This is a genomic window from Streptomyces sp. NPDC001549, from assembly GCF_042894025.1.
GTDB lineage: Bacteria > Actinomycetota > Actinomycetes > Streptomycetales > Streptomycetaceae > Streptomyces > Streptomyces kutzneri.
In genome coordinates this window covers 130,398-152,369 of sequence record NZ_JBIAVJ010000002.1, presented here as the reverse complement: position 1 = coordinate 152,369, position 21,972 = coordinate 130,398, and the positions used below count along the sequence as shown (strand labels likewise).

Genomic DNA, 21,972 nt, shown 5'->3' with positions numbered 1-21,972 from the left:
ACCCCCGTACCGCGGTACGGGGGTCCTCTTCTTCGTCTTCCTTCGTCAGGCCTTGCGGGCCCTCAGCTCGCGGATCCCCGCCACGGCGAGGACCAGCGCGGCCGCGCCCGAGGACCACAGCAGCTGGGGCCGCGCGGAATCGTCGAACAGCATCAGGACCAGCACCGCCGCCATCCCGAGCAGCGCCGCCCAGGTCGCGTACGGGAACAGCCACATCGGCAGGGTCAGCCGCTCGGGCATGTCCCGCTCGATCCGGCGGCGCAGCTTCAGCTGCGAGACGGCGATCAGCGCCCACACGAACAGCAGCACCGCGCCGACCGCGTTGAGCATGTAGAGGAAGATCGTGTCCGGCCACAGCAGGTTGAGCACCACCGACACGAAGCCGAAGGCCACCGAGGCGAACACCGCCCGGCGCGGCACCCCGCCGCCCGAGACCTTCAGCAGCGCCTGCGGCGCCTCGCGGCGCTCGGCCAGCGAGAACACCATGCGCGAGGACCCGTAGAGGTTCGCGTTCAGCGCCGACAGCAGGGCCACGAACACCACGATGTTCATGATCTGGCCGGCCGCCGGGATGCCGATCGAGTCGAGCACCGCCACGTAGGGGCTCTCGCCCGGCTTCAGCGAGTCCCACGGCAGCAGGGTCACGATGACGACCATCGAGCCGACGTAGAAGAAGAGGATGCGCCACACCGCGCTGCGCACCGCCCGGGACACCGACCGCGCCGGGTCGTCCGACTCGGCGGCGGCGATGGTGACGACCTCCAGGCCGCCGAAGGCGAAGATGACGGCGAGCATGCCCGCGACCACTCCGCCGAAGCCCTCGGGGAAGAAGCCCCCCTGGCCGGTGAGGTTGGCCATGCCGACCGGTTCCGTGTCCGGGAGCAGGCCGAGGACCGCGAGGGTGCCGAGGATCAGGAAGAGCACGATCGCGCCGACCTTGAGCGCGGCGAACCAGAACTCGAACTCGCCGAAGTTCTTCACGGCGGCCAGGTTGCTCACGGTGAAGACCACCATGAACAGCAGCACCCAGACCCACTGGTCGACCGAGGGCACCCAGCCGTTCGCGATCTTCGCCGCGCCGGTGGCCTCCACGGCCAGCACCACGACCAGCAGGAACCAGTACAGCCAGCCCGCCGAGAAGCCGGCCCAGCGCCCGAGCGCCCGCTCCGCGTAGACGGAGAACGAGCCCGAGGCGGGCATCGCGGCCGACATCTCGCCCAGCGCCCGCATCACCAGCATCGCGAGCACGCCCGCGAGCAGGTAGGAGCAGATGATCGCGGGACCGGCGATGCCGATGCCGGCGCCGGAGCCGACGAAGAGCCCGGCGCCGATGACGCCGCCGAGGCCCAGCATGGTCAGGTGGCGCTGCTTGAGGCTGTGGCTGAGGGGTTCCGCGGGCAGGTCGCCCGTGGCGGGAGGTGCTTCTTCCAGGCGCTCACGCATGAAGGGTGCTCGTACTCTCGTTCGGGCCCAGTGGCGGTGGGAGCCCCGCAGCAGAATTGGCGGGATCCTACAGTCTCGCTGAGCGGTGGTCTTTCGTGCAAAACGGACGTGCTGTCCGATGTTCCTCGTGATGAGGATCACGCCGACTCGGGTGTGGGGTAGCGGGTTTGTGAAATCCCCACCAAAGCGGGGAGTGCGGCTTTGTCCCGGGCGGCGGCGGGGCGGTGGGGGAGCGCGCACTAGCGTCGGTGATCGTCCTGCCACCCCCATCCCGTGGAGCCTCCCGATGAGCACTGCCTCCGTCTCCCTCCGGCCCGGCGCCGTCCTCGCCGATCTGCTGCCCGCGAGCCGCGTCCGCGACATCGCGCTCGTCGTCGGCGGCGCCGCGCTCACCGGGCTGGCCGCCCAGATCGCGGTTCCCGTTCCCGGCTCCCCGGTCCCCGTCACCGGCCAGACCTTCGCCGCGCTGCTCGTCGGTACCGCGTTCGGTGCCCGCCGCGGCTTCCTCTCGCTTGCGCTGTACGCCCTCGTCGGCATGGCAGGCGTGCCGTGGTTCGCGGGCGGGACCTCCGGTGCGGGCGGCGCTTCCTTCGGTTACGTGCTCGGCATGCTGCTGGCCGCCACCGTCGTCGGCGCCCTCGCGCGGCGCGGCGGCGACCGCTCGGTGCTGCGTACGGCCGGCTCGATGGTGGTGGGCTCCGCCGTGATCTACGCGGTGGGCGTGCCGTACCTGATGGCCGTCACCGGGATGTCCCTCGGCGCGGCCGTCGCGGCGGGCCTGGTCCCCTTCCTGATCGGCGACGCGCTCAAGGCCGCGCTGGCCATGGGCGCCCTGCCGGCCGCCTGGAAGCTGGCCGGCCGCCGCGGCTGAGCGGCCCCTGAAACGCACCGGAGCCCGGCCCGCCTTGTGAAGGCGGGCCGGGCTCCGGTGTACGTGCATGTGCGATCAGCCCTGCAGGGCCCGCTTGCGGCGGAAGTCCAGGACCACACCGACGAGCACGACGAGGCCGGCGACGAGGGTGGACAGGGTGACGACCTCGCGGTTGGCGTCGTCCACGAACATGTAGCCGATCACGAACGTGATCAGGGCGGCGGTGGCCCAGGTCAGCCACGGGAACAGCCACATCTTCACGGTCAGCTTCTCCGGGGCCTCGCGGACCAGGATCCCGCGCATCTTCAGCTGGGTGAAGCAGATCACCAGCCAGACGAAGAGCGCGATGGCACCCGAGGAGTTGAGGAGGAAGTTGAAGACCGTGTCCTTGAAGGCGTAGTTGAAGTAGACGGCGACGAAGCCGAAGACCGTGGAGCCCAGGATCGCGGCGACCGGCACACCGTTCTTGTTGACCTTGGCGAACGCCTTGGGGGCGTCACCGCGCTCACCGAGCGAGAAGGCCATGCGGGAGGCGGTGTAGAGGCCCGAGTTCAGGCAGGACAGCACGGCGGTCAGGACGATGACCTCCATGATCGTGCCGGCGTGCGCGATGCCGATCGAGTCCAGGGCGGCGACGTACGAGCCCTTCTCGGTGATCGACTTGTCGTTCCACGGGAGCAGGGTCAGCACGATGAAGATCGAGCCGAGGTAGAAGACGCCGATCCGCCAGATGACGGAGTTGGTGGCCCGGGTGACCGCCTTGCGGGGGTTCTCCGACTCGCCGGCCGCCAGGGTGACGATCTCGCTGCCCATGAAGGAGAAGACGACCATCAGCACACCGGTGAGGACGGCGCCGTAGCCGTTGGGGAAGAACCCGCCGGCGTCGGTGAGGTGCGCGAAGCCCGAGCCCGGGTTGTCGGAGCCCGGCAGCAGGCCGAAGACGGCCAGCATGCCGACGATCACGAACGCGCCGATGGCGACGACCTTGATGCCCGCGAACCAGAACTCGAACTCACCGTAGGAGGCGACCGAGCCGAGGTTGGTGGCGGTCAGCACCGCCATCACGATCAGCGCCCAGGCCCACTGCGGGACGGCCGGGATCCAGCTCTCCAGGATGGAGGCACCGGCGGTGGCCTCCACCGCGAGCACGACGACCCAGAAGAACCAGTAGAGCCAGCCGATGGAGAAGCCCGCCCAGCGGCCGAGCGCGCGGTCGGCGTAGGCCGAGAAGGAGCCCGAGTTCGGGCTGGCGGCGGCCATCTCGCCCAGCATCCGCATCACGAAGACCACCATCGCGCCGACCAGCGCGTAGGAGATCAGGATGGCGGGGCCGGCCTTGGCGATGCCGCCGCCGGAACCGACGAAGAGGCCGGCGCCGATGACGCCGCCGATGGCGATCATGGACAGGTGGCGGTTCTTGAGACCGGCCTTCAGACCGTCGGAGGGCTGGCCGTCACCGGGGTTGCCGGTGGGGCCGCCTTCCTTCTGAAGGGTCGTCGTGGAGCTCATGGACGGATCCTTAGGTTCTCGGGTTGCGAGCCCCGGCATTCAAACCTGAGATGAACGCAGGACGGAAGACCTCAATCCCGATCGTTGCCTTGGTGTGAACGCCCAGAGCGCGGCCCCGCCCTGTCCCATCTGCGTTCTTTGGGTTTACTTGAGCTTTAGAAGTGACTTACGCGACACCCGCTGCGGGTCGTCGGGCCTCCTCGTGCCACACTCGTCCCATGCGCGTGTACCTCGGATCCGACCATGCCGGCTTTGAGCTCAAGAACCACCTGGTGGACTGGCTCAAGAACAACGGCCACGAGCCCGTCGACTGTGGGCCCCACATCTACGACGCGGTGGACGACTACCCGCCGTTCTGCCTCCGCGCCGCGGAGAAGACCGCCGCCGACGCCGGCAGCCTCGGCATCGTGATCGGCGGCTCCGGCAACGGCGAGCAGATCGCCGCGAACAAGGTCAAGGGCGTCCGCGCCATCCTGGCCTGGAGCGTCCAGACCGCCCAGCTCGGCCGTGAGCACAACAACGCCAACGTCATCTCCGTCGGCGGCCGGATGCACACGCAGGACGAGGCCGTCAGCTTCATCGAGGCCTTCCTGGCGACCCCGTACTCCGACGAGGAGCGCCACACCCGCCGCATCGACATGCTCTCCGCGTACGAGACCACCGGCGAGCTCCCCCCGATCCCGGCCCACCACCCGCAGGGCTGATCCCGCTTCCGGCCGTGCCGCCCCTTCCCGGGGGCGGTACGGCCGGTTTCTCTTTCCGAGGAGCTCCGCCGTGCCCGAGGGGCATACGATCCACCGCCTCGCCCAGGACCACGCCGAGCGGTTCGCGGGCCGGCCGGTCCGCGTCAGCAGCCCCCAGGGCCGGTTCGAGCAGAGCGCGGCCGTGCTCGACGGGCGCGAGCTGGACGGCGCCGAGGCGCACGGCAAGCACCTCTTCCTGGAACTCGGCGACGCCTGGATCCACATCCACCTCGGCCTGTTCGGCAAGCTCGGCTTCGGCCCCGCCCCGGCCCCGCCCGCCACGGACACGGTCCGGCTGCGCCTGCTGAACGAGGACCACTACGCCGACCTGCGCGGCCCCACCGCCTGCGCACTGATCGGCGAGGGCGAGAAGAAGGCAATACACGACCGGCTCGGCCCGGACCCGCTGCGCGCCGGCGACGACCCCGACCGGGCCTGGACCCGGATCTCCCGCTCCCGCACCACCGTCGCCGCCCTGCTCATGGACCAGAAGATCGTCGCGGGCATCGGCAACGTCTACCGCGCCGAGGTCCTCTTCCGGCACGGCATCGACCCCTACCGCCTGGGCAAGGACCTCACCCGCGGCGAGTGGGACGCCATGTGGGCCGACCTGGCCGCCCTGATGCGCGAGGGCGTGCGCAACAACCGCATCGACACCGTCCGCGACGAGCACCTGCCCGAGGCCATGGGCCGGCCGCCGCGCGTCGACGACCACGGCGGCGAGGTGTACGTCTACCGGCGGGCGAACATGCCCTGCCACATCTGCGGCGGCGGGATCCGCACCGCCGACCTCGCCGCCCGCAACCTCTTCTGGTGCCCCGGCTGCCAGTCCCGCTGACGCGGTCGCACGGTCCATCGCCCCGGTCCGTCGCCCGTTCCGCCGCCCCGTTTCGCTCGCCGCCCGTCTCTAGAAGCCGTGCGGCAGCCAGGGAGCCACGTCCCCGGCGAAGGCGCGCGAGGCCTCCGTCAGAGCGCCCGGGCGCAGCTCGCGCACCAGACCGGCCCCGGCCAGTGAGGTGAGGGTGATCCCGCCCAGGTACGCCGATCCCAGCTCCCGGACCGACAGCTCCAGGTCCGCCGGCTCCTCGGTCCGCGTACAGCGCGCGGCGCCCTTCGCGTCCACGGACAGCCGCCACCGCCCCTCGTTCCAGGGACAGAACGCGTCCCGGACCTCCACGACCACGTCCACCGGCGCCCCGTACGTCCGCGCCTCCAGCGCCGCCGCCAGGTCCACCAGCCGTACGTGCAGCGAGTCCCGCGTCCGCGGCCGCGACCGCCGGACGTCGCTGACCAGGTGCAGCACCGGGTCGTCCACCGGCCGCCGCTGCGCCCGTACCGTCCAGGTCAGGTCGATGGAGAACAGGTAGCGCCACAGCGCCGCGCACGCCGCCGGGTCCAGTGCGTCGAGATCGCGCACCTCGACCTTGCCGTCCGAACCCGTCGGGTCCCAGTCGGGCTTGACCCGGTAGCGGGCGTACCCGATCACCTCGCCGTCCTCCCGCTCGGCGACCACGCACTTCAGCGGGGACCCGCCGCCGCGCATCGCATCCGGGTCCAGCAGCGGCAGCCGCTCCCAGCCGGGCTGCCGGGCGGGCATGCCCGGCCGCGTGGGGACCAGCGCCGCGTAGACCCGCTCGCAGTCGGCCAGCGCCCGGCCCGGGTCCACGAGGCGCAGCCGCACCCCGTCCGTGCCCGGCGGCACGGACAGCCGTACGCGGGTCGTGTCGATGTCCACCGCCAGGGCGTACGTCGCCGTGCCGTAGCCGAAGCGCCCGTAGATCGCCGGGTCCGAGGCCGTCAGCACGGCGAGCGGTTCGTCACCCGCCCGGATGTCGTCGAGCTGGCGCCGCATCAAAGAGGTGAGCACCCCGCGCCGGCGGTGGGTGGGGGAGACCCCCACCATCGTGACTCCGGCCGCCGGGACGGCCGCCCCGCCCGGCACGGAGAGCCGGAAGGAGAACGCACCGGCCGCGCCGACGCAGGTGTCGCCGTCCCAGACGCCCAGCGAGCGGTCGGCCTCCGTCAGCGACTTGTAGAGCTCCCGCTCCTCGGGGGAATCGGGCACGCCCCCGAAGGCCAGTTCCAGGTGGTCGTACCAGACATCCCACTCATCAGACTTCAATGCGCGCATCTCCAGAGTCATGTGGCCATCCCTATCAGGGCATTCCGGCTCAGTCGACCTGTTTTCGGACGCCTGCGGACCCCCGGTCCGGGGGTACCCCTGCGCATCCACAGCCAGGATGGATAAGGTCCCGAATCAATGGCCGGAGCACGCGTGGAATCCCTCATGGCCCGGATGCGCATGCTGTCGCACCGGGGCCGCACAGCCCTGCGGAAATCAGCCGTCGACTACTTCCGCGGCGACGCCTCCGACTGGCTCGCCTTCGGCGGCCTGCTCCTCACCATCCCCGCCATCGCCTGCGGCACGCTGATGCTGCCTGTCTGGTTCTCGCCGTCGGCGCTCGTCCTGCCGATCGTGGCCGGCGGCCTGCTGCTGCGCCCCGCCAGCCTCCTCGCCCTGTACGCCGCCTCCGCGGCCGCACTGATCGTCGAGGCCCTCGTCCTCGGCCCCTATACCCAGGGCCCGGCCCGCGTCACCCCCGGCACTGTGCTGGTGGTGGCCGCCTGCGGGTTCTTCGGGCTCGTCATCGCCCAGTTCCGCAGCCGCGTCGGCGTGCCGTGGAGACGCGGCGGCACCATGCTCTTCGACCTGCGCGAACGCATCCGCGTGCAGAGCAAACTGCCCGCCCTGCCGCGCGGCTGGCACCGCGAGATGGCTCTGCGCCCGGCCGGCGGCCAGTCCTTCTCCGGCGACTTCGTGGTCGCGGCCCGCACCAACGGCGGCCGGACCCTGGAGATCGTCCTGACCGACGTCTCCGGCAAGGGCATGGAGGCCGGCTCCCGGGCCCTGCTGCTCTCCGGTGCCTTCGGCGGACTGCTCGGCGCGCTGCCCGCCCACGGCTTCCTGCCCGCCGCCAACGGCTACCTGCTCCGCCAGGACTGGGACGAGGGCTTCGCCACCTCCATCCACCTCGTCCTGGACCTGGAGACCGGCGACTACGAACTCCTCTCGGCCGGCCACCTCCCCGCCCTCCAGCTCTCGGCGGGCACGGGCCGCTGGCAGGAGAAGTCCGGCGAGGGCCCGCTCCTCGGCGTCTACGACGGCGCCGAATTCACCCCCGCCCGCGGCAGCCTGCGCCCCGGCGACGTCCTGATGCTCTTCACCGACGGCCTCGTCGAGACCTCCGACCGGGAGATCAGCGAGGGCATCGACCGCCTCACCGGCGAGGCCGACCGCTACGTCGCCGCCGGCTGGGACGGCGCGGCCTGGCACCTGATCGAGAAGGTCGCCAAGGACGTCAACGACGACCGCGCGCTGCTGCTCATCCGCCGCTCCGCCTGACCGCGGGGTGGGGATTGCCCCACCACCGGTCCGCCGGGCGGCGTCATGGCCGCCGGCCCACCGTGATCCGTAGCGTCGGAGCCACGATCAGGACGGCGGCGAGAGGCGGCACCCCATGAGGCTCCGACGGAGCGAGCGGCGGCACGGGCAGCACGGACAGCACGGGCAGCACGGACAGCTCCGGCAGCACCGGCAGACCTCCGAGGAGCGGTACGACACCACGGCCGCCGTCGAGCTGCGCGGCGTACGGCGGGCCTACGGACGCGGGGGCTCCGCCGTGCACGCGCTGCGCGGGATCGACCTCACCCTGCCGCGCGGCAGCTTCACCGCCGTCATGGGACCCTCCGGATCCGGCAAATCGACCTTCCTGCAGTGCGCCGCCGGACTCGACCTGCCCACCGGGGGATCCGTCCGGCTCGGCGGCACCGAGATCACCGCGATGAACGAGAACGAGCTCACCGAACTCCGGCGCAGCCGCCTCGGCTTCGTCTTCCAGGCCTTCAACCTGCTGCCGTCCCTCACCGTCGAGCAGAACGTACTGCTCCCGATGCGGCTCGCCGGCGGCCGCTCCGCGCACGAGGGCCGGACCTACGCCGCCGAGCTGCTCGCCCGCGTCGGCCTGGAGGGCAAGGGCGGCCGCCGCCCGGCCGAGCTGTCCGGCGGCCAGCAGCAGCGCGTGGCCATCGCCCGGGCCCTCGTCACCCGGCCCGACGTGGTCTTCGCCGACGAACCCACCGGAGCGCTCGACACCACCACCGCGGCGGAGGTCCTCGGGCCGCTCCGGGACGCCGTCGACTCCCTGCGCGCCACCGTCGTCATGGTCACCCACGACCCGGCCGCGGCCGCCCACGCCGACCAGGTGCTCTTCCTCGCCGACGGCCTGATCGCGGACCGGCTGCCGCGCAGCTCGGCGGCGGCCGTCGCGGACCGGATGACCGTACTCACCGCCCGGCGCGCTCCGGCCGCTTCCGCTGCTGCCGCCGCTCCCGCTCCTGCTGCCGAAGCAGCCTGAGGCTCAGCGGACCAGCGGCTGCCACGGCCCGAGCCCCAGCTTCCCGGTGTTGCCGAGGTCCACCGGTGCGGCGAGCCGCAGCCACAGCCGGGGGGCTCCGGGCCGGGGCTCGACCTCAACGATCCGCGCCGTCACCGCCGGCGTCGCCGATTCGGTGACGAGATTGCGCCACACCATCCCGAAGAAGGCCGCCTGCCCCGGGGCCAGCGTCACCGGCCGCGGCGCCTCGTCCAGGTTCGGCGTGCCCGTGGTGATCCCCGCCGACCCGTGCTCCACCGCGACCTCCACCGGATCGTTGAGGTTGTCGCGCAGCGACAGCTGTGGGTAACCCTCCAGTACGTACGGCTGCGTACCGCAGTTGACCAGCTGGAAGTCCGCCACTCGCAGCCCCATGGCCGCGTTCCCGTCCATCTCGACGAGCCGGACCCCGCCCTCCGGGCAGGGCTCCGCCGTGGTCGGCGCCGCCGCGGGCGCACTCCGGACGGGCGCGGGCTCCGCCGGCGCGCCCGCCGCGGTCGGCCCGCTCGCCGCGGTCGGCCCGGGAGCCGCCCTCGGGGCCGGAGGCGCCGAGCACCCCGCCACCCCCGCCACCCCTGCCAGCACGCCCGCCGCGACCAGCCCCGGTATCCCTCGCCGCATCCACCGTTTCGCGATCATCCGGTGAGCCTACGACGGCACGCGGGCCACTCCCCGTGGATTGGCCCGCCCCCTCGGCCCCGGCCGCGCCTAACGTGCCCCCATGGACCGCACGCTCGCCGCCGACCTGGCCCGGCTCCCCGAACTCCTCGACGCCACCCGCGGCGCCGCCGCCGACGCGCTCGCCACCCTGGACGCGCGTCCCGTCGTACCGCCCGCCGGAAAGCCGCACGGCCCCGAACCCCTCCCGGAGCACGCCACCGGCACGGACGCCGCGCTCGCCGCCTTCCGCGACTGCTGGGAGCCGCGGCTGTCGGCCTCCGCGGGACCGCGCTACCTCGGCTTCGTCACGGGAGGCGCCACCCCCGCCGCCCTCGCCGGGGACTGGCTCACCGCCGTCCACGACCAGAACTCCAACTCCGGCCTCGACGGCGGCGGCCAGGACCTCGAACGCGAGACCGTCGGCTGGCTCCGCGACCTCTTCGGCCTGACCGCCGCCCACTCCGGCACCTTCGTCTCCGGCGCCACCATGTCCAACACCACCGGCCTCGCCATCGCCCGCGAATGGCTCGGCGAACGCCTCGGCGTCTCCCCGGCCGAGGACGGCGCGGCGGCCCTCGGCCCGGTCCGCGTGCTCTCCGGCGCCCCGCACTCCTCGATCGCCAAGGCCCTCTCGGTCCTGGGTCTCGGCCGCAACTCCCTGGTCCGGGTGCCCACCCTGCCCGGCCGCGAGGCCGTCGACCCCGCCGCCCTGCAGCGGGCACTGGCCGACACCCCCGGACCGGCCGTGGTCGTCGCCAACGCGGGCACCGTCAACACCGTCGACTTCGACGACCTCCGGGCGATCGAAGCCCTGCGCGAGCGCCACGACTTCTGGCTGCACACCGACGCCGCGTTCGGGGCCTTCGCCGCGCTCTCCCCGGAGCACGCGCACCTCGCCGACGGCCTCGACGCCTCCGACTCCATCTGCGTCGACCTGCACAAATGGCTCAACGTCCCCTATGACAGCGCCGTCCAGTTCACCCGCCGGCGCGACCTGCAGGCCCGCGTCTTCCAGAACTCCGCCGCCTACCTCGGCCCCCTCGGCGACCACCCCGACCTCGTCCACCTCACCCCCGAGAACTCCCACCGGCTGCGCGCCCTCGCCGCCTGGTTCACGCTCCGCGCGTACGGCCGCCAGGGCCACCGGGAGATCGTCGAACGCGACATCGCCTGCGCCCGCGCGCTGGGCGCCACCCTGGAGGAGGACCCCGCCTTCACCCTCCTCGCCCCGGTCCGCCTGAACGTCGTCTGCTTCACCCTCGCCGAGGCCCCCACCCCGGAGCGCCTCGCCGCCCTGCGGGAGGCGGTGGCCGCCGAGGTGTTCGTCACTCCCACCGTCTACGAGGGAACCGCCGCCCTGCGTGCCGCGTTCTCCAACTGGCGTACCACGCAGGCGGACGTACGCCGGGCAGCGCAGGCCCTCGGCGCGGCAGCAAGGGAGATCGCATGACGAACAGCCCCCTGACTCTGATCGAGGTCGAGTCCCTGGCGCGCAGCGCGCACGAGGGCCAGACCGACAAGGCCGGCAGGCCGTACGCCGAACACCTCGCGGCCGTGGCCGAGGGCGTGCGGCTGCGCGGCGGCAGCGCCGAACAGCAGGCGGCGGCCTGGCTCCACGACGCCATCGAGGACGAGGCCCTCAGCCTCACCTGGCTGGATTCGGCGGCCCTCCCGCAGACGGTGAAGGACATGGTCCTCGCGGTCACCAAACGCCCGGGCGAACCGGTCGAGCAGTACGCGGCCCGCATCCTGGCCACCCCCGGCGCCCTGCTGATCAAGGAAGCCGACCTCGCGCACAACGCGGACCCCGTACGCCTCTCCGTGCTGGACGGTCCCACGCGCGAGAGACTGTCCGCAAAGTATGCGAATATCCGTTCCCTCCTCGGCCTCGCCACCCCGTGACGCGTGCTCCGCGCCCGAAATATTCCTGTCGCACCTGTGGTTGGCGGAAACGGAACCAGGGCTATTCGTCACGGGGCGTATAGCCGAGGCCCGTTGGTGGGAGGATGGTCCATGTGGGGGTGTGCCAGGCCGTGCCCCCCGGGCCGACCAGGGGACGACCGAAGGTGTGATCAGTAGTGGCCATTTCGCTGTCAGTGGTGGTTCTGTTGGCGGTCATCCTGGTGGTGCTGATCCGTGGCAACCACATCAAGACGGGTCCCGCCATCGTCGCGGCGCTCTTCGGCTTCTTCCTCGCGTCCAGCTCGATCGCGGACGACGTGAACCGTTTCCTCAACTCCCTCGCGACGATGATCGCGAACATCAAGCTCTGACCCCCCTCCAGGCGCGCCGCCACCTCAGAAGAAGCTCTGATTTCGGCTGAAGGCGCGTCAGGGCCGCCACCCCCGGGAGACCATGCGGCACGGTGCGTCCGAAGGGGGAGACGGTATGGCAGAGGAACACCACCAGACGGGAGCAGGGAACGGGAGCGAGGTACTGCACCTGTACGAGTACGCCTACCTCGCCGGCGGCGGGCAGCGGGTCGTGGAGAGTGCGATCGTCTCGCTCGTGGAGCGCGGGACGCTGTCCCTGCGGGCCGCTCGGCTCCGCATCGTCGCCGTAGAACCCCCGCGGCATCCGGTCGAACGCGCAGTGATCGCCGCCTGCCCGCGGAGCAAGCGCGTCGCGGAGGTGTTCGAAGCCCTCAGGCACTGCGACGAGGTCGACGAACTCGCCCGCCGGCTCGTCCTCCTCGGCCTGGTGCGCAACTGGCGGCGACGGACCACCCGCGCGGGGCGCCGCCGCCTCGCGTCCGCGGCATCCGAGGGCAGCCTTCCCCCGTACGTGTTTGAAGGCCCCGCAGTGCTCGACCCGGGCCCCGTCCGGCACGGGCTGCTCCCCCACACCGTCCCCGACGGCCTCGGCCGCAGTCTCCGCCGCATGGGCAAAGCCCTGGACGACGACTCCGATCACCCCACGGACGGCGGTTCCGGCGGTGGAGGCGACGGCGGGTACTAGCCCCCGCGCCGCGGGACCAAAGCCGGGAACGACGGAGGGCCAGGTCGAGGAAACATCCTCTGACCTGGCCCTTCGTGCTTCTGAGCGGGTGACGGGAATCGAACCCGCGTAGCTAGTTTGGAAGACTAGTGCTCTACCATTGAGCTACACCCGCAACGCGCGTGCCGCGGGTCCGGGGACCTTGGCACGGACAGCATCCTAGCGGGTCGCTCCCGGTGGGTGCACACCACATTCGGCGCCGTGGCGGAGGTCCGCCCGGAATACCTCGGGAAACCGCGCGCATCAGAGTGTCTCCAGGCATGTACCCTACGTGTCGCACCGACGGGGTGTGGCGCAGCTTGGTAGCGCGTCCGCTTTGGGAGCGGAAGGTCGTCGGTTCGAATCCGGCCACCCCGACCATCAGCAGTGTTTCCACAAGATCGCGTTGTGGGCTGATTGCCGCTTGCGGTTACTATGCAAGCTGCGTGCCCGTGTGTCTGATGTACCGGGCCGAAGTCCGCTGAACCGCTGAATCACAGCGTGACGGCAGAATCCCCAGCAGTCAGCCACAAGGAGACCGAACCGTGAAGAGCGCCGTGGAGACCCTGAACCCGACTCGGGTTCGGCTCACTGTTGAGGTGCCCTTCGAGGAGCTCAAGGACAGCCTCGACGCGGCGTACAAGAAGATCAACCAGCAGGTCACGGTGAAGGGCTTCCGCAAGGGCAAGATCCCGGCCCGCGTCATCGACCAGCGCTTCGGCCGCGGTGCGGTGCTGGAGGAGGCCGTCAACGACGCGCTCCCGAAGTTCTACACCGAGGCCGTCAACGAGGCCGACCTGAACCCGCTGGGTCAGCCCGACGTGGACATCACCGAGCTGAAGGACGGCGAGGTCCTCGCCTTCACCGCCGAGGTCGACGTCCGTCCCGAGATCGAGATCCCGGACTTCTCCGGCATCGAGGTCGAGGTCGACGCCATCGAGGTCTCCGACGAGGACGTCGAGAAGTCCGTCGAGCAGCTGCGCGGCCGCTTCGCGTCCACCACGGACGTCGAGCGCGCCGCCGCCGATGGTGACGTCGTCACCATCGACCTCGAAGCCAAGGTCGACGGCGAGGTGCTGCCCGACGGCGTCGCCTCCGACGTCTCCTACACCATCGGCTCGGGCGAGCTCCTCGAGGGCATCGACGAGGCCGTCACCGGCCTGGAGGCCGGCGCCGAGGCCACCTTCACCTCGCAGCTGAAGGGCGGCTCCGCCGAGGGCAAGGACGCCGAGGTCACCGTCAAGGTCACCAAGGTCTCCGCCAAGGAGCTCCCGGCGCTGGACGACGAGTTCGCGCAGCTGGCGAGCGAGTTCGACACCATCGAGGACCTCAAGGCGGACAGCCGCAAGCGCCTCGAGAACATGAAGCAGTACGACCAGGCCACGCAGGCCCAGGAGCGCGTCCTGGAGAAGCTGCTGGAGCTCGTCGAGGTCCCGATCCCCGAGAAGCTCCTCGCGGACGAGGTCCAGACCCGCAAGCACAACCTGGAGCACCACCAGCTCGGCCAGATGGGTCTGACCATCGAGAAGTACCTGGAGTTCCAGGGCAAGACCGTCGAGGAGTTCGACGCCGAGACCTCCGAGCAGGCGATCAAGGGCATCAAGACCCAGTTCGTCCTCGACGCGCTGGTCAACAAGGAGAAGCTGGGCGTCAACCAGGAGGAGCTCACCGAGCACCTCATGCGCCGCGCCGCTTCCTCCGGCATGTCCCCCGACCAGTTCGCCCAGGCCGTGGTCGAGGGTGGCCAGGTTCCGATGCTGGTCGGCGAGGTCGCCCGCGGCAAGGCCCTCGCGGTCGTCGTCGAGGCCGCCAAGGTCGTCGACACCAACGGTGAGGTCGTGGACCTGTCCGACGAGGACGAGGAGCAGGCCGCCGAGACCGTCGAGGCCGCCGTCGACGGTGACGACGAGGTCAAGGCCGAAGAGGCCAAGTAACACCCCGGGCGAAGCCCACTGAGCAGTGCCCCGAAGGGCCCGGACACAGCCGTGTCCGGGCCCTTCGGTATGGGCCTCGTAAGGCCCCCGGAGCTTGCGCTCCGAGCGAACAGTTCGGGAAGCGGGATGGCGTTGTCCTACCTGCGCGTTAGGGTCCATGAATACGAGGGCACGTGAGTACCCGGGCGCCGGCGGACTCGTCCGCTCCGTCCGGACCGGACCCCAGAACGAGACGCTGAGACGGCACATGGCCGTCGGAGACGAGCAGGTGGATACGTGACGAATCTGAAGCCTTACGCCGCGGGTGAGCCGTCCATCGGTGGCGGCCTCGGCGACCATGTCTACAACCGGCTGCTCGGCGAGCGCATCATCTTCCTCGGCCAGCAGGTCGACGACGACATCGCCAACAAGATCACCGCGCAGCTCCTCCTCCTGGCCGCCGAGCCGGAGAAGGACATCTACCTCTACATCAACAGCCCCGGTGGCTCCGTGACGGCCGGTATGGCCGTCTACGACACCATGCAGTACATCCCGAACGACGTCGTCACCATCGGTATGGGCATGGCCGCCTCGATGGGGCAGTTCCTGCTCACCGGTGGCGCCAAGGGCAAGCGCTTCGCCCTGCCGAACACCGACATCCTGATGCACCAGGGCTCCGCCGGCATCGGTGGCACCGCGTCGGACATCAAGATCCAGGCCCAGTACCTGCTGCGCACCAAGCAGCGGATGGCCGAGATCACCGCGTTCCACTCGGGCCAGACCGTCGAGGCGATCATCCGCGACGGTGACCGCGACCGCTGGTTCACCTCCGAGGAGGCCAAGGAGTACGGCCTCATCGACGAGATCATCTCGGCCGCGTCCAACGTTCCGGGCGGCGGCGGCACCGGGGCCTGATCCCGGGACCCACCGTCAGTACCCCGCAGCCGACAGCCCGCAGAACGCCACCAGGATGGTGAACACCCAGATGCAGAACAACTTCTCCGCGAGCAGCCTCTACACCGGCCCGCAGGTGGACAACCGCTACGTCATCCCGCGCTTCGTCGAGCGCACGTCGCAGGGCGTGCGCGAGTACGACCCGTACGCGAAGCTCTTCGAGGAGCGCGTGATCTTCCTCGGCGTGCAGATCGACGACGCGTCCGCCAACGACGTCATGGCGCAGCTGCTGTGCCTGGAGTCGATGGACCCGGACCGCGACATCTCCATCTACATCAACAGCCCCGGTGGCTCCTTCACCGCGCTGACGGCGATCTACGACACGATGCAGTTCGTGAAGCCGGACATCCAGACGGTCTGCATGGGCCAGGCGGCCTCCGCCGCCGCGGTCCTGCTGGCCGCCGGTACCCCCGGCAAGCGCATGGCCCTGCCGAACGCCCGCGTGCTGATCCACCAGCCCTCCGGTGGCACCGGCCGCGAGCAGCTCTCCGACCTGGAGATCGCGGCCAACGAGATCCTGCGCATGCGTGACCAGCTGGAGACCATGCTGGCCAAGCACTCGACGACGCCGATCGAGAAGATCCGCGACGACATCGAGCGCGACAAGATCCTCACGGCCGAGGATGCGCTCGCGTACGGGCTGATCGACCAGATCATCTCCACCCGTAAGAGCAGCAAGGCCTGATCCTTGCCACCAGTTGGCGTGAGCACGTCGTCGGATTCGGCGATGTGAACCACGTCAAGGGGGCCCCGCACGGGGCCCCCGGCAAGGTACCGTCGGATATGAGGCACCAGGAGCGCTGAACCAGGCGTCTCCCAGGCGAAGGGGAAGCACCTCGTGGCACGCATCGGTGACGGCGGCGATCTGCTCAAGTGCTCGTTCTGCGGAAAGAGCCAGAAGCAGGTGAAGAAGCTCATCGCAGGACCCGGTGTGTACATCTGCGACGAGTGCATCGACCTCTGCAACGAGATCATCGAAGAGGAGCTCGCGGAGACCTCCGAGGTCCGGTGGGAGGAACTCCCCAAGCCCCGTGAGATCTACGAGTTCCTGGAGAGCTACGTCGTCGGCCAGGAGCCGGCGAAGAAGGCGCTCTCGGTAGCGGTCTACAACCACTACAAGCGCGTGCAGGCCGGCGAGAACGGCGGCGCGCAGGGCCGGGACGACGCGATCGAGCTCGCCAAGTCCAACATCCTGCTGCTGGGCCCCACGGGCTCGGGCAAGACGCTGCTCGCGCAGACCCTCGCCCGGATGCTGAACGTCCCCTTCGCCATCGCCGACGCGACGGCGCTGACGGAGGCCGGGTACGTCGGCGAGGACGTCGAGAACATCCTGCTGAAGCTGATCCAGGCCGCCGACTACGACGTCAAGAAGGCCGAGACCGGGATCATCTACATCGACGAGATCGACAAGGTGGCCCGCAAGAGCGAGAACCCGTCGATCACGCGCGACGTGAGCGGCGAGGGTGTGCAGCAGGCCCTCCTGAAGATCCTGGAAGGCACGACCGCCTCCGTACCGCCGCAGGGCGGCCGGAAGCACCCGCACCAGGAGTTCATCCAGATCGACACGACGAACGTGCTCTTCATCGTGGGCGGCGCCTTCGCCGGCCTGGAGAAGATCATCGAGTCGCGTGCGGGTGCCAAGGGCATCGGCTTCGGGGCGACGATCCGCTCGAAGCGCGAGATCGAGGCCAGCGACCAGTTCCAGGAGGTCATGCCGGAGGACCTGGTGAAGTTCGGGATGATCCCCGAGTTCATCGGCCGCCTCCCCGTGCTGACCTCCGTGCACAACCTGGACCGCGAGGCCCTGCTCCAGATCCTGATCGAACCGCGCAACGCGCTGGTGAAGCAGTACCAGCGGCTGTTCGAACTCGACGGTGTGGAGCTGGACTTCGAGCGCGAGGCGCTGGAGGCCATCGCGGACCAGGCGATCCTCCGCCAGACGGGCGCGCGCGGCCTGCGCGCCATCATGGAAGAGGTCCTGATGTCGGTGATGTACGAGGTCCCGTCCCGCAAGGACGTGGCCCGCGTGGTCATCACCTCGGACGTGGTCCGCTCCAACGTCAACCCGACGCTGGTCCCGCGCATCGTCCCGAAGGACCAGGGCCCGCACGAGAAGTCGGCGTAACGCAGAGCCAGGAACGACGAACGCCCGGGGTGATCCAAGGATCACCCCGGGCGTTCGTGTGCCGCGGCTGCGATTCAGCCGGGCGGCAGCGCATGGGCCCCCGTCCACGCCGCCGCCCGGCAGGTCAGCGGCAGCGGGCGGCGGACGTCAGGCGGGCCACTTCAGGCAGGCGCTCGCGACCCAGAGCTTCACGGGAGAGAAGAAGCCCGTCACGCGGGTCCACTGGTTGCTGGTCTTGCCGCACGCGGTGTACCGCTCGCCCGTGGCGTTCCCGTACGAGCACACGGTCTGGCCCTTGGCGACGGACCCGAACGCCGGGTAGCTGGTACCGGCGCCCATCCGCTTCGTGAGCTGGGCCGTGGCCTTGTGCGTGCTTTCGAAGCTGCAGTCGCTGCTGGAGCCCTGGGCCGAAGCGGTCTGGGCGCCCGCGAGCGACAGGCCGATTCCGAGTGCGAGGGCCGCGGCACTGGCAACGAGACGATTCTTCAAGGCGATTCCCCCTGAGTTGGCTGAAAGGTCCCCGGAATTCTAGCGCCTGATGATCGTTTTTCGGCGGGCGAGGAGTCGGCCCTGAAGCACTGCAGGGCGGTCGGCGCGGCTGGGGTGCCGGCGCCGACCGCCGTCTTGATCAAGCCTTGGTGCGGCCGGTGTTGTACAGCTTGGCCGCGAGCGAGGACACGTCGTCAAGGCTGCCGCTGCTGCCACCGGTGAGGGCCGCGAGCGTGTCGATGGCGTTGACTGCGGTCAGGGTGGAGTGATCGCCCCAGACGCAGCTCGGAATCTTCATCTCCTTCGGCGTCCCGGGCTTGGGTTCCTTGATCGGGGTCGCTTTGATCTCGGCGCACTTCATCACGGCGCCCTTGAAGCCACTCGGCGTGAATGCCTTCGGCGCGCCGACCAGCTCGTACTTGAAGCCGGACTTCTCGGCTTCCTTGTTGAGGCCGATGGATGCGTAGTACGCGTCGACGGCCTTCTCCGGGTCGGTCAGCTCGCCCCACAGCCCGTTGACGCTGAGATTTTTGCCCTTGCCGTCCGGAGTGGTCGAGTACGTAGCGGCAGAGTTGTGCGGATTCTTCACGCCGAGGGCCTCGGCCTTCGTCTTCGATTCGCCCTCCAACGGGGTTTCGGGCGACGGCTTTGCCTCCTTCGGCTGCGCATATGCATCGACCGTCGCCGGGAAGGCCAGCTTGTAGCCCTTGGTGTCCGCGGAGATGTTGCCGCCCCCGCCGCCGCCCACGAGGTACCAGCCGCCGCCCGCGATCACCGCGACCGCGACGACCACGCCGATGATCACGCCGGCCTTGGACTTCTTCGGGGGCTGGCCGCCGTACGGGGCCTGCTGCTGCGGGTAGCCGTAGGCCGGGGCCGGCGGCTGCTGCGGGTAGCCCTGCGGGGGGACGCCCGGCTGCTGCGGGTAGCCGTAGCCCGGCTGCGGGGCCGCGGGCTGGCCGTACGGGTTGGGCTGGGGGGCGGGCTGGCCGTACGGGCCCGGCGGCGGGGGCTGCTGTCCGTACGGTCCCGGCTGCTGGGGCTGCTGCCCGTAGGGCCCTGGCTGGTTGTAGCTCATCCCGCGTCCCCCAATGAGGTTGCTTATACGTTTCACACATCCTGGCGGAAGCCAGGCGCGGGAAGGGCGCCGGGCCCCGGGAATACCGGTTTCATGACTGGACTGTTACCGCTCTAAACTGTGCCCCGTGACCGAGAACACGCAGACACCCAGCAGCCCCACCTCCGAACTGCCGACCACGTACGCGCCGGCCGAGGTAGAAGGGAAGCTCTACGAGCGCTGGGTAGAGCGCGGTTACTTCGAGGCGGACGCCAAGAGCGAGAAGCCTCCGTACGCGATCGTCATCCCGCCGCCCAACGTCACCGGCAGCCTGCACCTGGGCCACGCCTTCGAGCACACGCTGATCGACGCCCTCACCCGCCGCAAGCGCATGCAGGGCTACGAGACGCTGTGGCAGCCCGGCATGGACCACGCCGGCATCGCCACCCAGAACGTCGTCGAGCGCGAGCTCGCCAAGGAGGGCAAGTCCCGCCACGACCTCGGCCGGGAGGCCTTCGTCGAGCGTGTCTGGGAGTGGAAGGGCGAGTCCGGCGGTCAGATCTCGGGCCAGATGCGCCGCCTCGGCGACGGCGTCGACTGGTCCCGTGAGCGCTTCACCATGGACGAGGGCCTCTCCGAGGCCGTCCAGACCATCTTCAAGAAGCTCTACGACGACGAGCTGATCTACCGCGCCGAGCGCATCATCAACTGGTGCCCCCGCTGCCTGACCGCGATCTCCGACATCGAGGTCGAGTACCAGGACGACGAGGGCGAGCTCGTCTCGATCCGCTACGGCGAGGGCGACGCGTCCATCGTCGTCGCGACCACCCGCGCCGAGACGATGCTGGGTGACACGGCCGTCGCCGTCCACCCCGAGGACGAGCGCTACAAGCACCTCGTCGGCACCGAGATCGAGCTGCCGCTCACCGGCCGCCGCATCCCGGTCGTCGCGGACGAGCACGTCGACCCGGAGTTCGGCACCGGCGCCGTCAAGGTGACCCCGGCGCACGACCCGAACGACTTCGAGATCGGCCAGCGCCACAACCTGCCGAACCTCGCCGTCATGGACGAGCACGCGATCATCACCGTCCACGGCCCCTTCCAGGGCCTGGACCGGCTGGAAGCCCGCTCCGCCATCGTCGGCGCGCTGCGCGCCGAGGGCCGGATCGTCGCCGAGAAGCGCCCGTACACGCACTCCGTCGGCCACTGCTCGCGCTGCAAGACCACCATCGAGCCGCGTCTGTCGATGCAGTGGTGGGTCAAGGTCGGCCCGCTCGCCAAGGCCGCCGGTGACGCGGTCCGCAACGGCGAGGTCAAGATCCACCCGCAGGAGATGGAGAAGCGGTACTTCGACTGGGTCGACAACCTCCACGACTGGTGCATCTCGCGCCAGCTGTGGTGGGGTCACCGCATCCCGGTCTGGTACGGCCCGAACGGCGAGGTCGTCTGCGTCGGACCGGACGAGCAGCCGCCCACCGGCGAGGGCTGGACCCAGGACACCGACGTCCTGGACACCTGGTTCTCCTCGGGCCTGTGGCCGTTCTCCACGCTCGGCTGGCCGCAGCAGACCGACAGCCTGGCGAAGTTCTACCCGAACGCCGTCCTGGTCACCGGGTACGACATCCTCTTCTTCTGGGTCGCCCGGATGATGATGTTCGGCCTGTACGCGATGGACGGCACCCCGCCGTTCCACACCATCGCCCTGCACGGCATGGTCCGTGACGAGCGCGGCAAGAAGATGTCGAAGTCCTTCGGCAACGTGGTCAATCCGCTGGACTGGATGGACAAGTACGGTTCCGACGCGGTCCGCTTCACCCTGGCCCGCGGCGCCAACCCGGGTATCGACGTCCCGATCGGCGAGGACTGGGTCCAGGCCTCCAGCAAGTTCGCCAACAAGATCTGGAACGCCACGCGTTTCGCGATGATGAACGGCGCCACGATCGAGGGCGAGCTGCCGCCCGTCGAGCGACTGTCGGCCACCGACCGCTGGATCCTGTCCCGGCTGAACGAGACGGTCGCGCAGGTCGACGCGTACTACGAGGACTACCAGTTCTCGAAGCTCAGCGAGGCGCTCTACCACTTCGCGTGGGACGAGGTCTTCGACTGGTACGTCGAGCTGTCGAAGACGACCTTCTTCGCGGGCGGCGAGCAGGCCAAGGTCTCCGGCCGCGTCCTCGGTGAGGTCGTCGACGTCATGCTGCGGCTGCTGCACCCGGTCGTCCCCTTCGTCACCGAGACGCTGTGGACCACGCTGACCGGCGGCGAGTCCCTCGTCATCGCCGACTGGCCGAAGGACAGCGGCTTCCGCGACGAGGCCGCCGAGGCGGAGATCGCCTCCGTCCAGTCGGTGGTCACCGAGGTCCGCCGCTTCCGCAAGGAGCAGGGCCTGCAGGACGGCCAGAAGGTTCCGGCCCGTCTGGAGCTGGGCGTCACCGGGCTGGGCGCGCACGAGGCGGCCATCCGGCAGCTGCTGCGCCTCCAGCCTGAGGGTGACGCCTTCAGCGCCACCGCGACCCTCCCGGTCGCCGGCGGCACCGTCGCGCTCGACCTGTCGGGCACCATCGACGTGGCGGCCGAGCGCAAGCGCCTGACGAAGGACCTGGGCGCCGCGGAGAAGGAGAAGCAGCAGGCCGAGGCGAAGCTCGGGAACGAGGCGTTCATCGCCAAGGCTCCGGACAACGTCGTGGACAAGATCAAGGGCCGGCTCGCCAAGGCCGAGGCGGACATCGCCCGGCTCCAGGCGCAGCTGGACGGCCTGCCGGCCGCCTAGCAGCCGGTACGTACGCACAGGAGAAGGCC

At 70.3% G+C, this 21,972-nt stretch carries 21 protein-coding genes and 2 tRNA genes; 16 read left to right on the top strand and 7 right to left on the bottom strand.

What is annotated here, in order from left to right; translation table 11 throughout:
* Positions 1 to 45: 45 nt before the first annotated feature.
* Positions 46 to 1,443 (bottom strand): amino acid permease, encoded by a 1,398-nt coding sequence (locus ACFY04_RS03600; RefSeq protein WP_389114017.1) that lies wholly within the window; start codon positions 1,441 to 1,443, stop codon positions 46 to 48.
* Positions 1,444 to 1,729: 286 nt separating this feature from the next.
* On the opposite strand from ACFY04_RS03600, the gene ACFY04_RS03595 reads away from it, so the two are divergent.
* Positions 1,730 to 2,314 (top strand): biotin transporter BioY, encoded by a 585-nt coding sequence (locus ACFY04_RS03595; protein ID WP_389114016.1) that lies wholly within the window; start codon positions 1,730 to 1,732, stop codon positions 2,312 to 2,314.
* Between the two features lie 75 nt (positions 2,315 to 2,389).
* On the opposite strand, the gene ACFY04_RS03590 is transcribed toward ACFY04_RS03595, so the two are convergent.
* Positions 2,390 to 3,823, bottom strand: a complete 1,434-nt coding sequence (locus ACFY04_RS03590; RefSeq protein WP_389114015.1) for an amino acid permease — start codon at positions 3,821 to 3,823, stop codon at positions 2,390 to 2,392.
* A gap of 218 nt (positions 3,824 to 4,041) precedes the next feature.
* On the opposite strand from ACFY04_RS03590, the gene ACFY04_RS03585 reads away from it, so the two are divergent.
* Together ACFY04_RS03585 and ACFY04_RS03580 are read left to right on the top strand one after the other, a co-directional pair.
* Entirely contained in the window at positions 4,042 to 4,527 is a 486-nt protein-coding gene (locus ACFY04_RS03585) for a ribose-5-phosphate isomerase (protein WP_030010996.1), read from the top strand.
* Between the two features lie 70 nt (positions 4,528 to 4,597).
* The gene (locus ACFY04_RS03580; RefSeq protein WP_389114014.1) at positions 4,598 to 5,404 is read left to right on the top strand and encodes an Fpg/Nei family DNA glycosylase; all 807 of its coding nucleotides are present in this window, start codon (positions 4,598 to 4,600) and stop codon (positions 5,402 to 5,404) included.
* A 69-nt stretch (positions 5,405 to 5,473) separates the two neighbouring features.
* On the opposite strand, the gene ACFY04_RS03575 is transcribed toward ACFY04_RS03580, so the two are convergent.
* Positions 5,474 to 6,709 carry a GNAT family N-acetyltransferase gene (locus ACFY04_RS03575; protein ID WP_389114013.1) on the bottom strand — a complete coding sequence of 412 codons (1,236 nt, stop codon included), beginning with the start codon at positions 6,707 to 6,709 and terminating at the stop codon, positions 5,474 to 5,476.
* A gap of 117 nt (positions 6,710 to 6,826) precedes the next feature.
* Between ACFY04_RS03575 and ACFY04_RS03570 the strand changes: the two genes are divergently transcribed.
* Together ACFY04_RS03570 and ACFY04_RS03565 are read left to right on the top strand one after the other, a co-directional pair.
* On the top strand, positions 6,827 to 7,969 hold the full coding sequence (locus ACFY04_RS03570; protein WP_314244742.1) for a PP2C family protein-serine/threonine phosphatase: 1,143 nt from the start codon (positions 6,827 to 6,829) through the stop codon (positions 7,967 to 7,969).
* A 115-nt stretch (positions 7,970 to 8,084) separates the two neighbouring features.
* Positions 8,085 to 8,981, top strand: coding sequence for an ABC transporter ATP-binding protein (locus ACFY04_RS03565; RefSeq protein ID WP_389114012.1), 897 nt, complete (start codon positions 8,085 to 8,087; stop codon positions 8,979 to 8,981).
* Between the two features lie 3 nt (positions 8,982 to 8,984).
* On the opposite strand, the gene ACFY04_RS03560 is transcribed toward ACFY04_RS03565, so the two are convergent.
* A complete protein-coding gene (locus ACFY04_RS03560; protein WP_389114011.1) occupies positions 8,985 to 9,374 on the bottom strand; it encodes a DUF4232 domain-containing protein in 390 nt (129 codons plus the stop codon).
* Here ACFY04_RS03560 and ACFY04_RS03555 point away from each other — a divergent pair.
* From ACFY04_RS03555 to ACFY04_RS03535, 5 genes are all read left to right on the top strand, one after another.
* Positions 9,373 to 9,645, top strand: a complete 273-nt coding sequence (locus ACFY04_RS03555) for a hypothetical protein (protein WP_389114010.1) — start codon at positions 9,373 to 9,375, stop codon at positions 9,643 to 9,645. The two genes, ACFY04_RS03560 and ACFY04_RS03555, sit on opposite strands and share 2 nt — an antisense overlap.
* A gap of 75 nt (positions 9,646 to 9,720) precedes the next feature.
* The gene (locus ACFY04_RS03550; RefSeq protein WP_389114009.1) at positions 9,721 to 11,109 is read left to right on the top strand and encodes a pyridoxal phosphate-dependent decarboxylase family protein; all 1,389 of its coding nucleotides are present in this window, start codon (positions 9,721 to 9,723) and stop codon (positions 11,107 to 11,109) included.
* Positions 11,106 to 11,561 (top strand): HD domain-containing protein, encoded by a 456-nt coding sequence (locus tag ACFY04_RS03545; RefSeq protein WP_389114008.1) that lies wholly within the window; start codon positions 11,106 to 11,108, stop codon positions 11,559 to 11,561. The genes ACFY04_RS03550 and ACFY04_RS03545 overlap by 4 nt, the downstream gene beginning before the upstream one ends.
* Positions 11,562 to 11,737: 176 nt before the next feature.
* Positions 11,738 to 11,932, top strand: coding sequence for a membrane protein (locus tag ACFY04_RS03540; RefSeq protein ID WP_030008564.1), 195 nt, complete (start codon positions 11,738 to 11,740; stop codon positions 11,930 to 11,932).
* 115 nt (positions 11,933 to 12,047) lie between these two features.
* Positions 12,048 to 12,617 (top strand): TIGR04222 domain-containing membrane protein, encoded by a 570-nt coding sequence (locus ACFY04_RS03535; protein ID WP_389114007.1) that lies wholly within the window; start codon positions 12,048 to 12,050, stop codon positions 12,615 to 12,617.
* Positions 12,618 to 12,700: 83 nt separating this feature from the next.
* Here ACFY04_RS03535 and ACFY04_RS03530 read toward each other — a convergent pair.
* A tRNA-Gly gene (locus tag ACFY04_RS03530) sits at positions 12,701 to 12,771 on the bottom strand.
* A gap of 168 nt (positions 12,772 to 12,939) precedes the next feature.
* On the opposite strand from ACFY04_RS03530, the gene ACFY04_RS03525 reads away from it, so the two are divergent.
* The 5 genes from ACFY04_RS03525 to clpX all read left to right on the top strand — a co-directional run bounded on the left by ACFY04_RS03525 (position 12,940) and on the right by clpX (position 17,627).
* Positions 12,940 to 13,016, top strand: a tRNA-Pro gene (locus ACFY04_RS03525).
* Between the two features lie 164 nt (positions 13,017 to 13,180).
* Positions 13,181 to 14,569, top strand: coding sequence for a trigger factor (gene tig / locus ACFY04_RS03520; RefSeq protein WP_389114006.1), 1,389 nt, complete (start codon positions 13,181 to 13,183; stop codon positions 14,567 to 14,569).
* A 276-nt stretch (positions 14,570 to 14,845) separates the two neighbouring features.
* Positions 14,846 to 15,463 carry an ATP-dependent Clp protease proteolytic subunit gene (locus tag ACFY04_RS03515; protein WP_030649990.1) on the top strand — a complete coding sequence of 206 codons (618 nt, stop codon included), beginning with the start codon at positions 14,846 to 14,848 and terminating at the stop codon, positions 15,461 to 15,463.
* 55 nt (positions 15,464 to 15,518) lie between these two features.
* Entirely contained in the window at positions 15,519 to 16,187 is a 669-nt protein-coding gene (locus ACFY04_RS03510; protein ID WP_389114005.1) for an ATP-dependent Clp protease proteolytic subunit, read from the top strand.
* Between the two features lie 153 nt (positions 16,188 to 16,340).
* The gene (clpX, locus tag ACFY04_RS03505; RefSeq protein WP_301371147.1) at positions 16,341 to 17,627 is read left to right on the top strand and encodes an ATP-dependent Clp protease ATP-binding subunit ClpX; all 1,287 of its coding nucleotides are present in this window, start codon (positions 16,341 to 16,343) and stop codon (positions 17,625 to 17,627) included.
* Between the two features lie 147 nt (positions 17,628 to 17,774).
* Here clpX and ACFY04_RS03500 read toward each other — a convergent pair whose 3' ends face one another.
* Both ACFY04_RS03500 and ACFY04_RS03495 read right to left on the bottom strand, forming a co-directional pair.
* On the bottom strand, positions 17,775 to 18,116 hold the full coding sequence (locus ACFY04_RS03500; RefSeq protein ID WP_389114004.1) for a hypothetical protein: 342 nt from the start codon (positions 18,114 to 18,116) through the stop codon (positions 17,775 to 17,777).
* Positions 18,117 to 18,255: 139 nt separating this feature from the next.
* Positions 18,256 to 19,194: a hypothetical protein gene (locus ACFY04_RS03495; RefSeq protein WP_389114003.1), complete on the bottom strand. Its 939-nt coding sequence runs from the start codon at positions 19,192 to 19,194 to the stop codon at positions 18,256 to 18,258.
* 127 nt (positions 19,195 to 19,321) lie between these two features.
* Between ACFY04_RS03495 and ACFY04_RS03490 the strand changes: the two genes are divergently transcribed.
* On the top strand, positions 19,322 to 21,943 hold the full coding sequence (locus ACFY04_RS03490; RefSeq protein ID WP_389114002.1) for a valine--tRNA ligase: 2,622 nt from the start codon (positions 19,322 to 19,324) through the stop codon (positions 21,941 to 21,943).
* Positions 21,944 to 21,972 lie beyond the last annotated feature (29 nt).

Excerpts from the sequence above, each read along its gene's own strand:
- ACFY04_RS03595 (WP_389114016.1), top strand. The coding sequence starts at position 1,730 with ATGAGCACTGCCTCCGTCTCCCTCCGGCCCGGCGCCGTCCTCGCCGAT.
- ACFY04_RS03585 (WP_030010996.1), top strand. The coding sequence starts at position 4,042 with ATGCGCGTGTACCTCGGATCCGACCATGCCGGCTTTGAGCTCAAGAAC.
- ACFY04_RS03495 (WP_389114003.1), bottom strand. The coding sequence starts at position 19,194 with ATGAGCTACAACCAGCCAGGGCCCTACGGGCAGCAGCCCCAGCAGCCG.
- ACFY04_RS03550 (WP_389114009.1), top strand. The coding sequence starts at position 9,721 with ATGGACCGCACGCTCGCCGCCGACCTGGCCCGGCTCCCCGAACTCCTC.
- ACFY04_RS03565 (WP_389114012.1), top strand. The coding sequence starts at position 8,085 with ATGAGGCTCCGACGGAGCGAGCGGCGGCACGGGCAGCACGGACAGCAC.
- ACFY04_RS03535 (WP_389114007.1), top strand. The coding sequence starts at position 12,048 with ATGGCAGAGGAACACCACCAGACGGGAGCAGGGAACGGGAGCGAGGTA.
- ACFY04_RS03510 (WP_389114005.1), top strand. The coding sequence starts at position 15,519 with ATGGTGAACACCCAGATGCAGAACAACTTCTCCGCGAGCAGCCTCTAC.
- ACFY04_RS03590 (WP_389114015.1), bottom strand. The coding sequence starts at position 3,823 with ATGAGCTCCACGACGACCCTTCAGAAGGAAGGCGGCCCCACCGGCAAC.
- ACFY04_RS03560 (WP_389114011.1), bottom strand. The coding sequence starts at position 9,374 with ATGGGGCTGCGAGTGGCGGACTTCCAGCTGGTCAACTGCGGTACGCAG.
- ACFY04_RS03545 (WP_389114008.1), top strand. The coding sequence starts at position 11,106 with ATGACGAACAGCCCCCTGACTCTGATCGAGGTCGAGTCCCTGGCGCGC.
- ACFY04_RS03570 (WP_314244742.1), top strand. The coding sequence starts at position 6,827 with ATGGCCGGAGCACGCGTGGAATCCCTCATGGCCCGGATGCGCATGCTG.
- ACFY04_RS03555 (WP_389114010.1), top strand. The coding sequence starts at position 9,373 with ATGGCCGCGTTCCCGTCCATCTCGACGAGCCGGACCCCGCCCTCCGGG.
- ACFY04_RS03600 (WP_389114017.1), bottom strand. The coding sequence starts at position 1,443 with ATGCGTGAGCGCCTGGAAGAAGCACCTCCCGCCACGGGCGACCTGCCC.
- ACFY04_RS03575 (WP_389114013.1), bottom strand. The coding sequence starts at position 6,709 with ATGACTCTGGAGATGCGCGCATTGAAGTCTGATGAGTGGGATGTCTGG.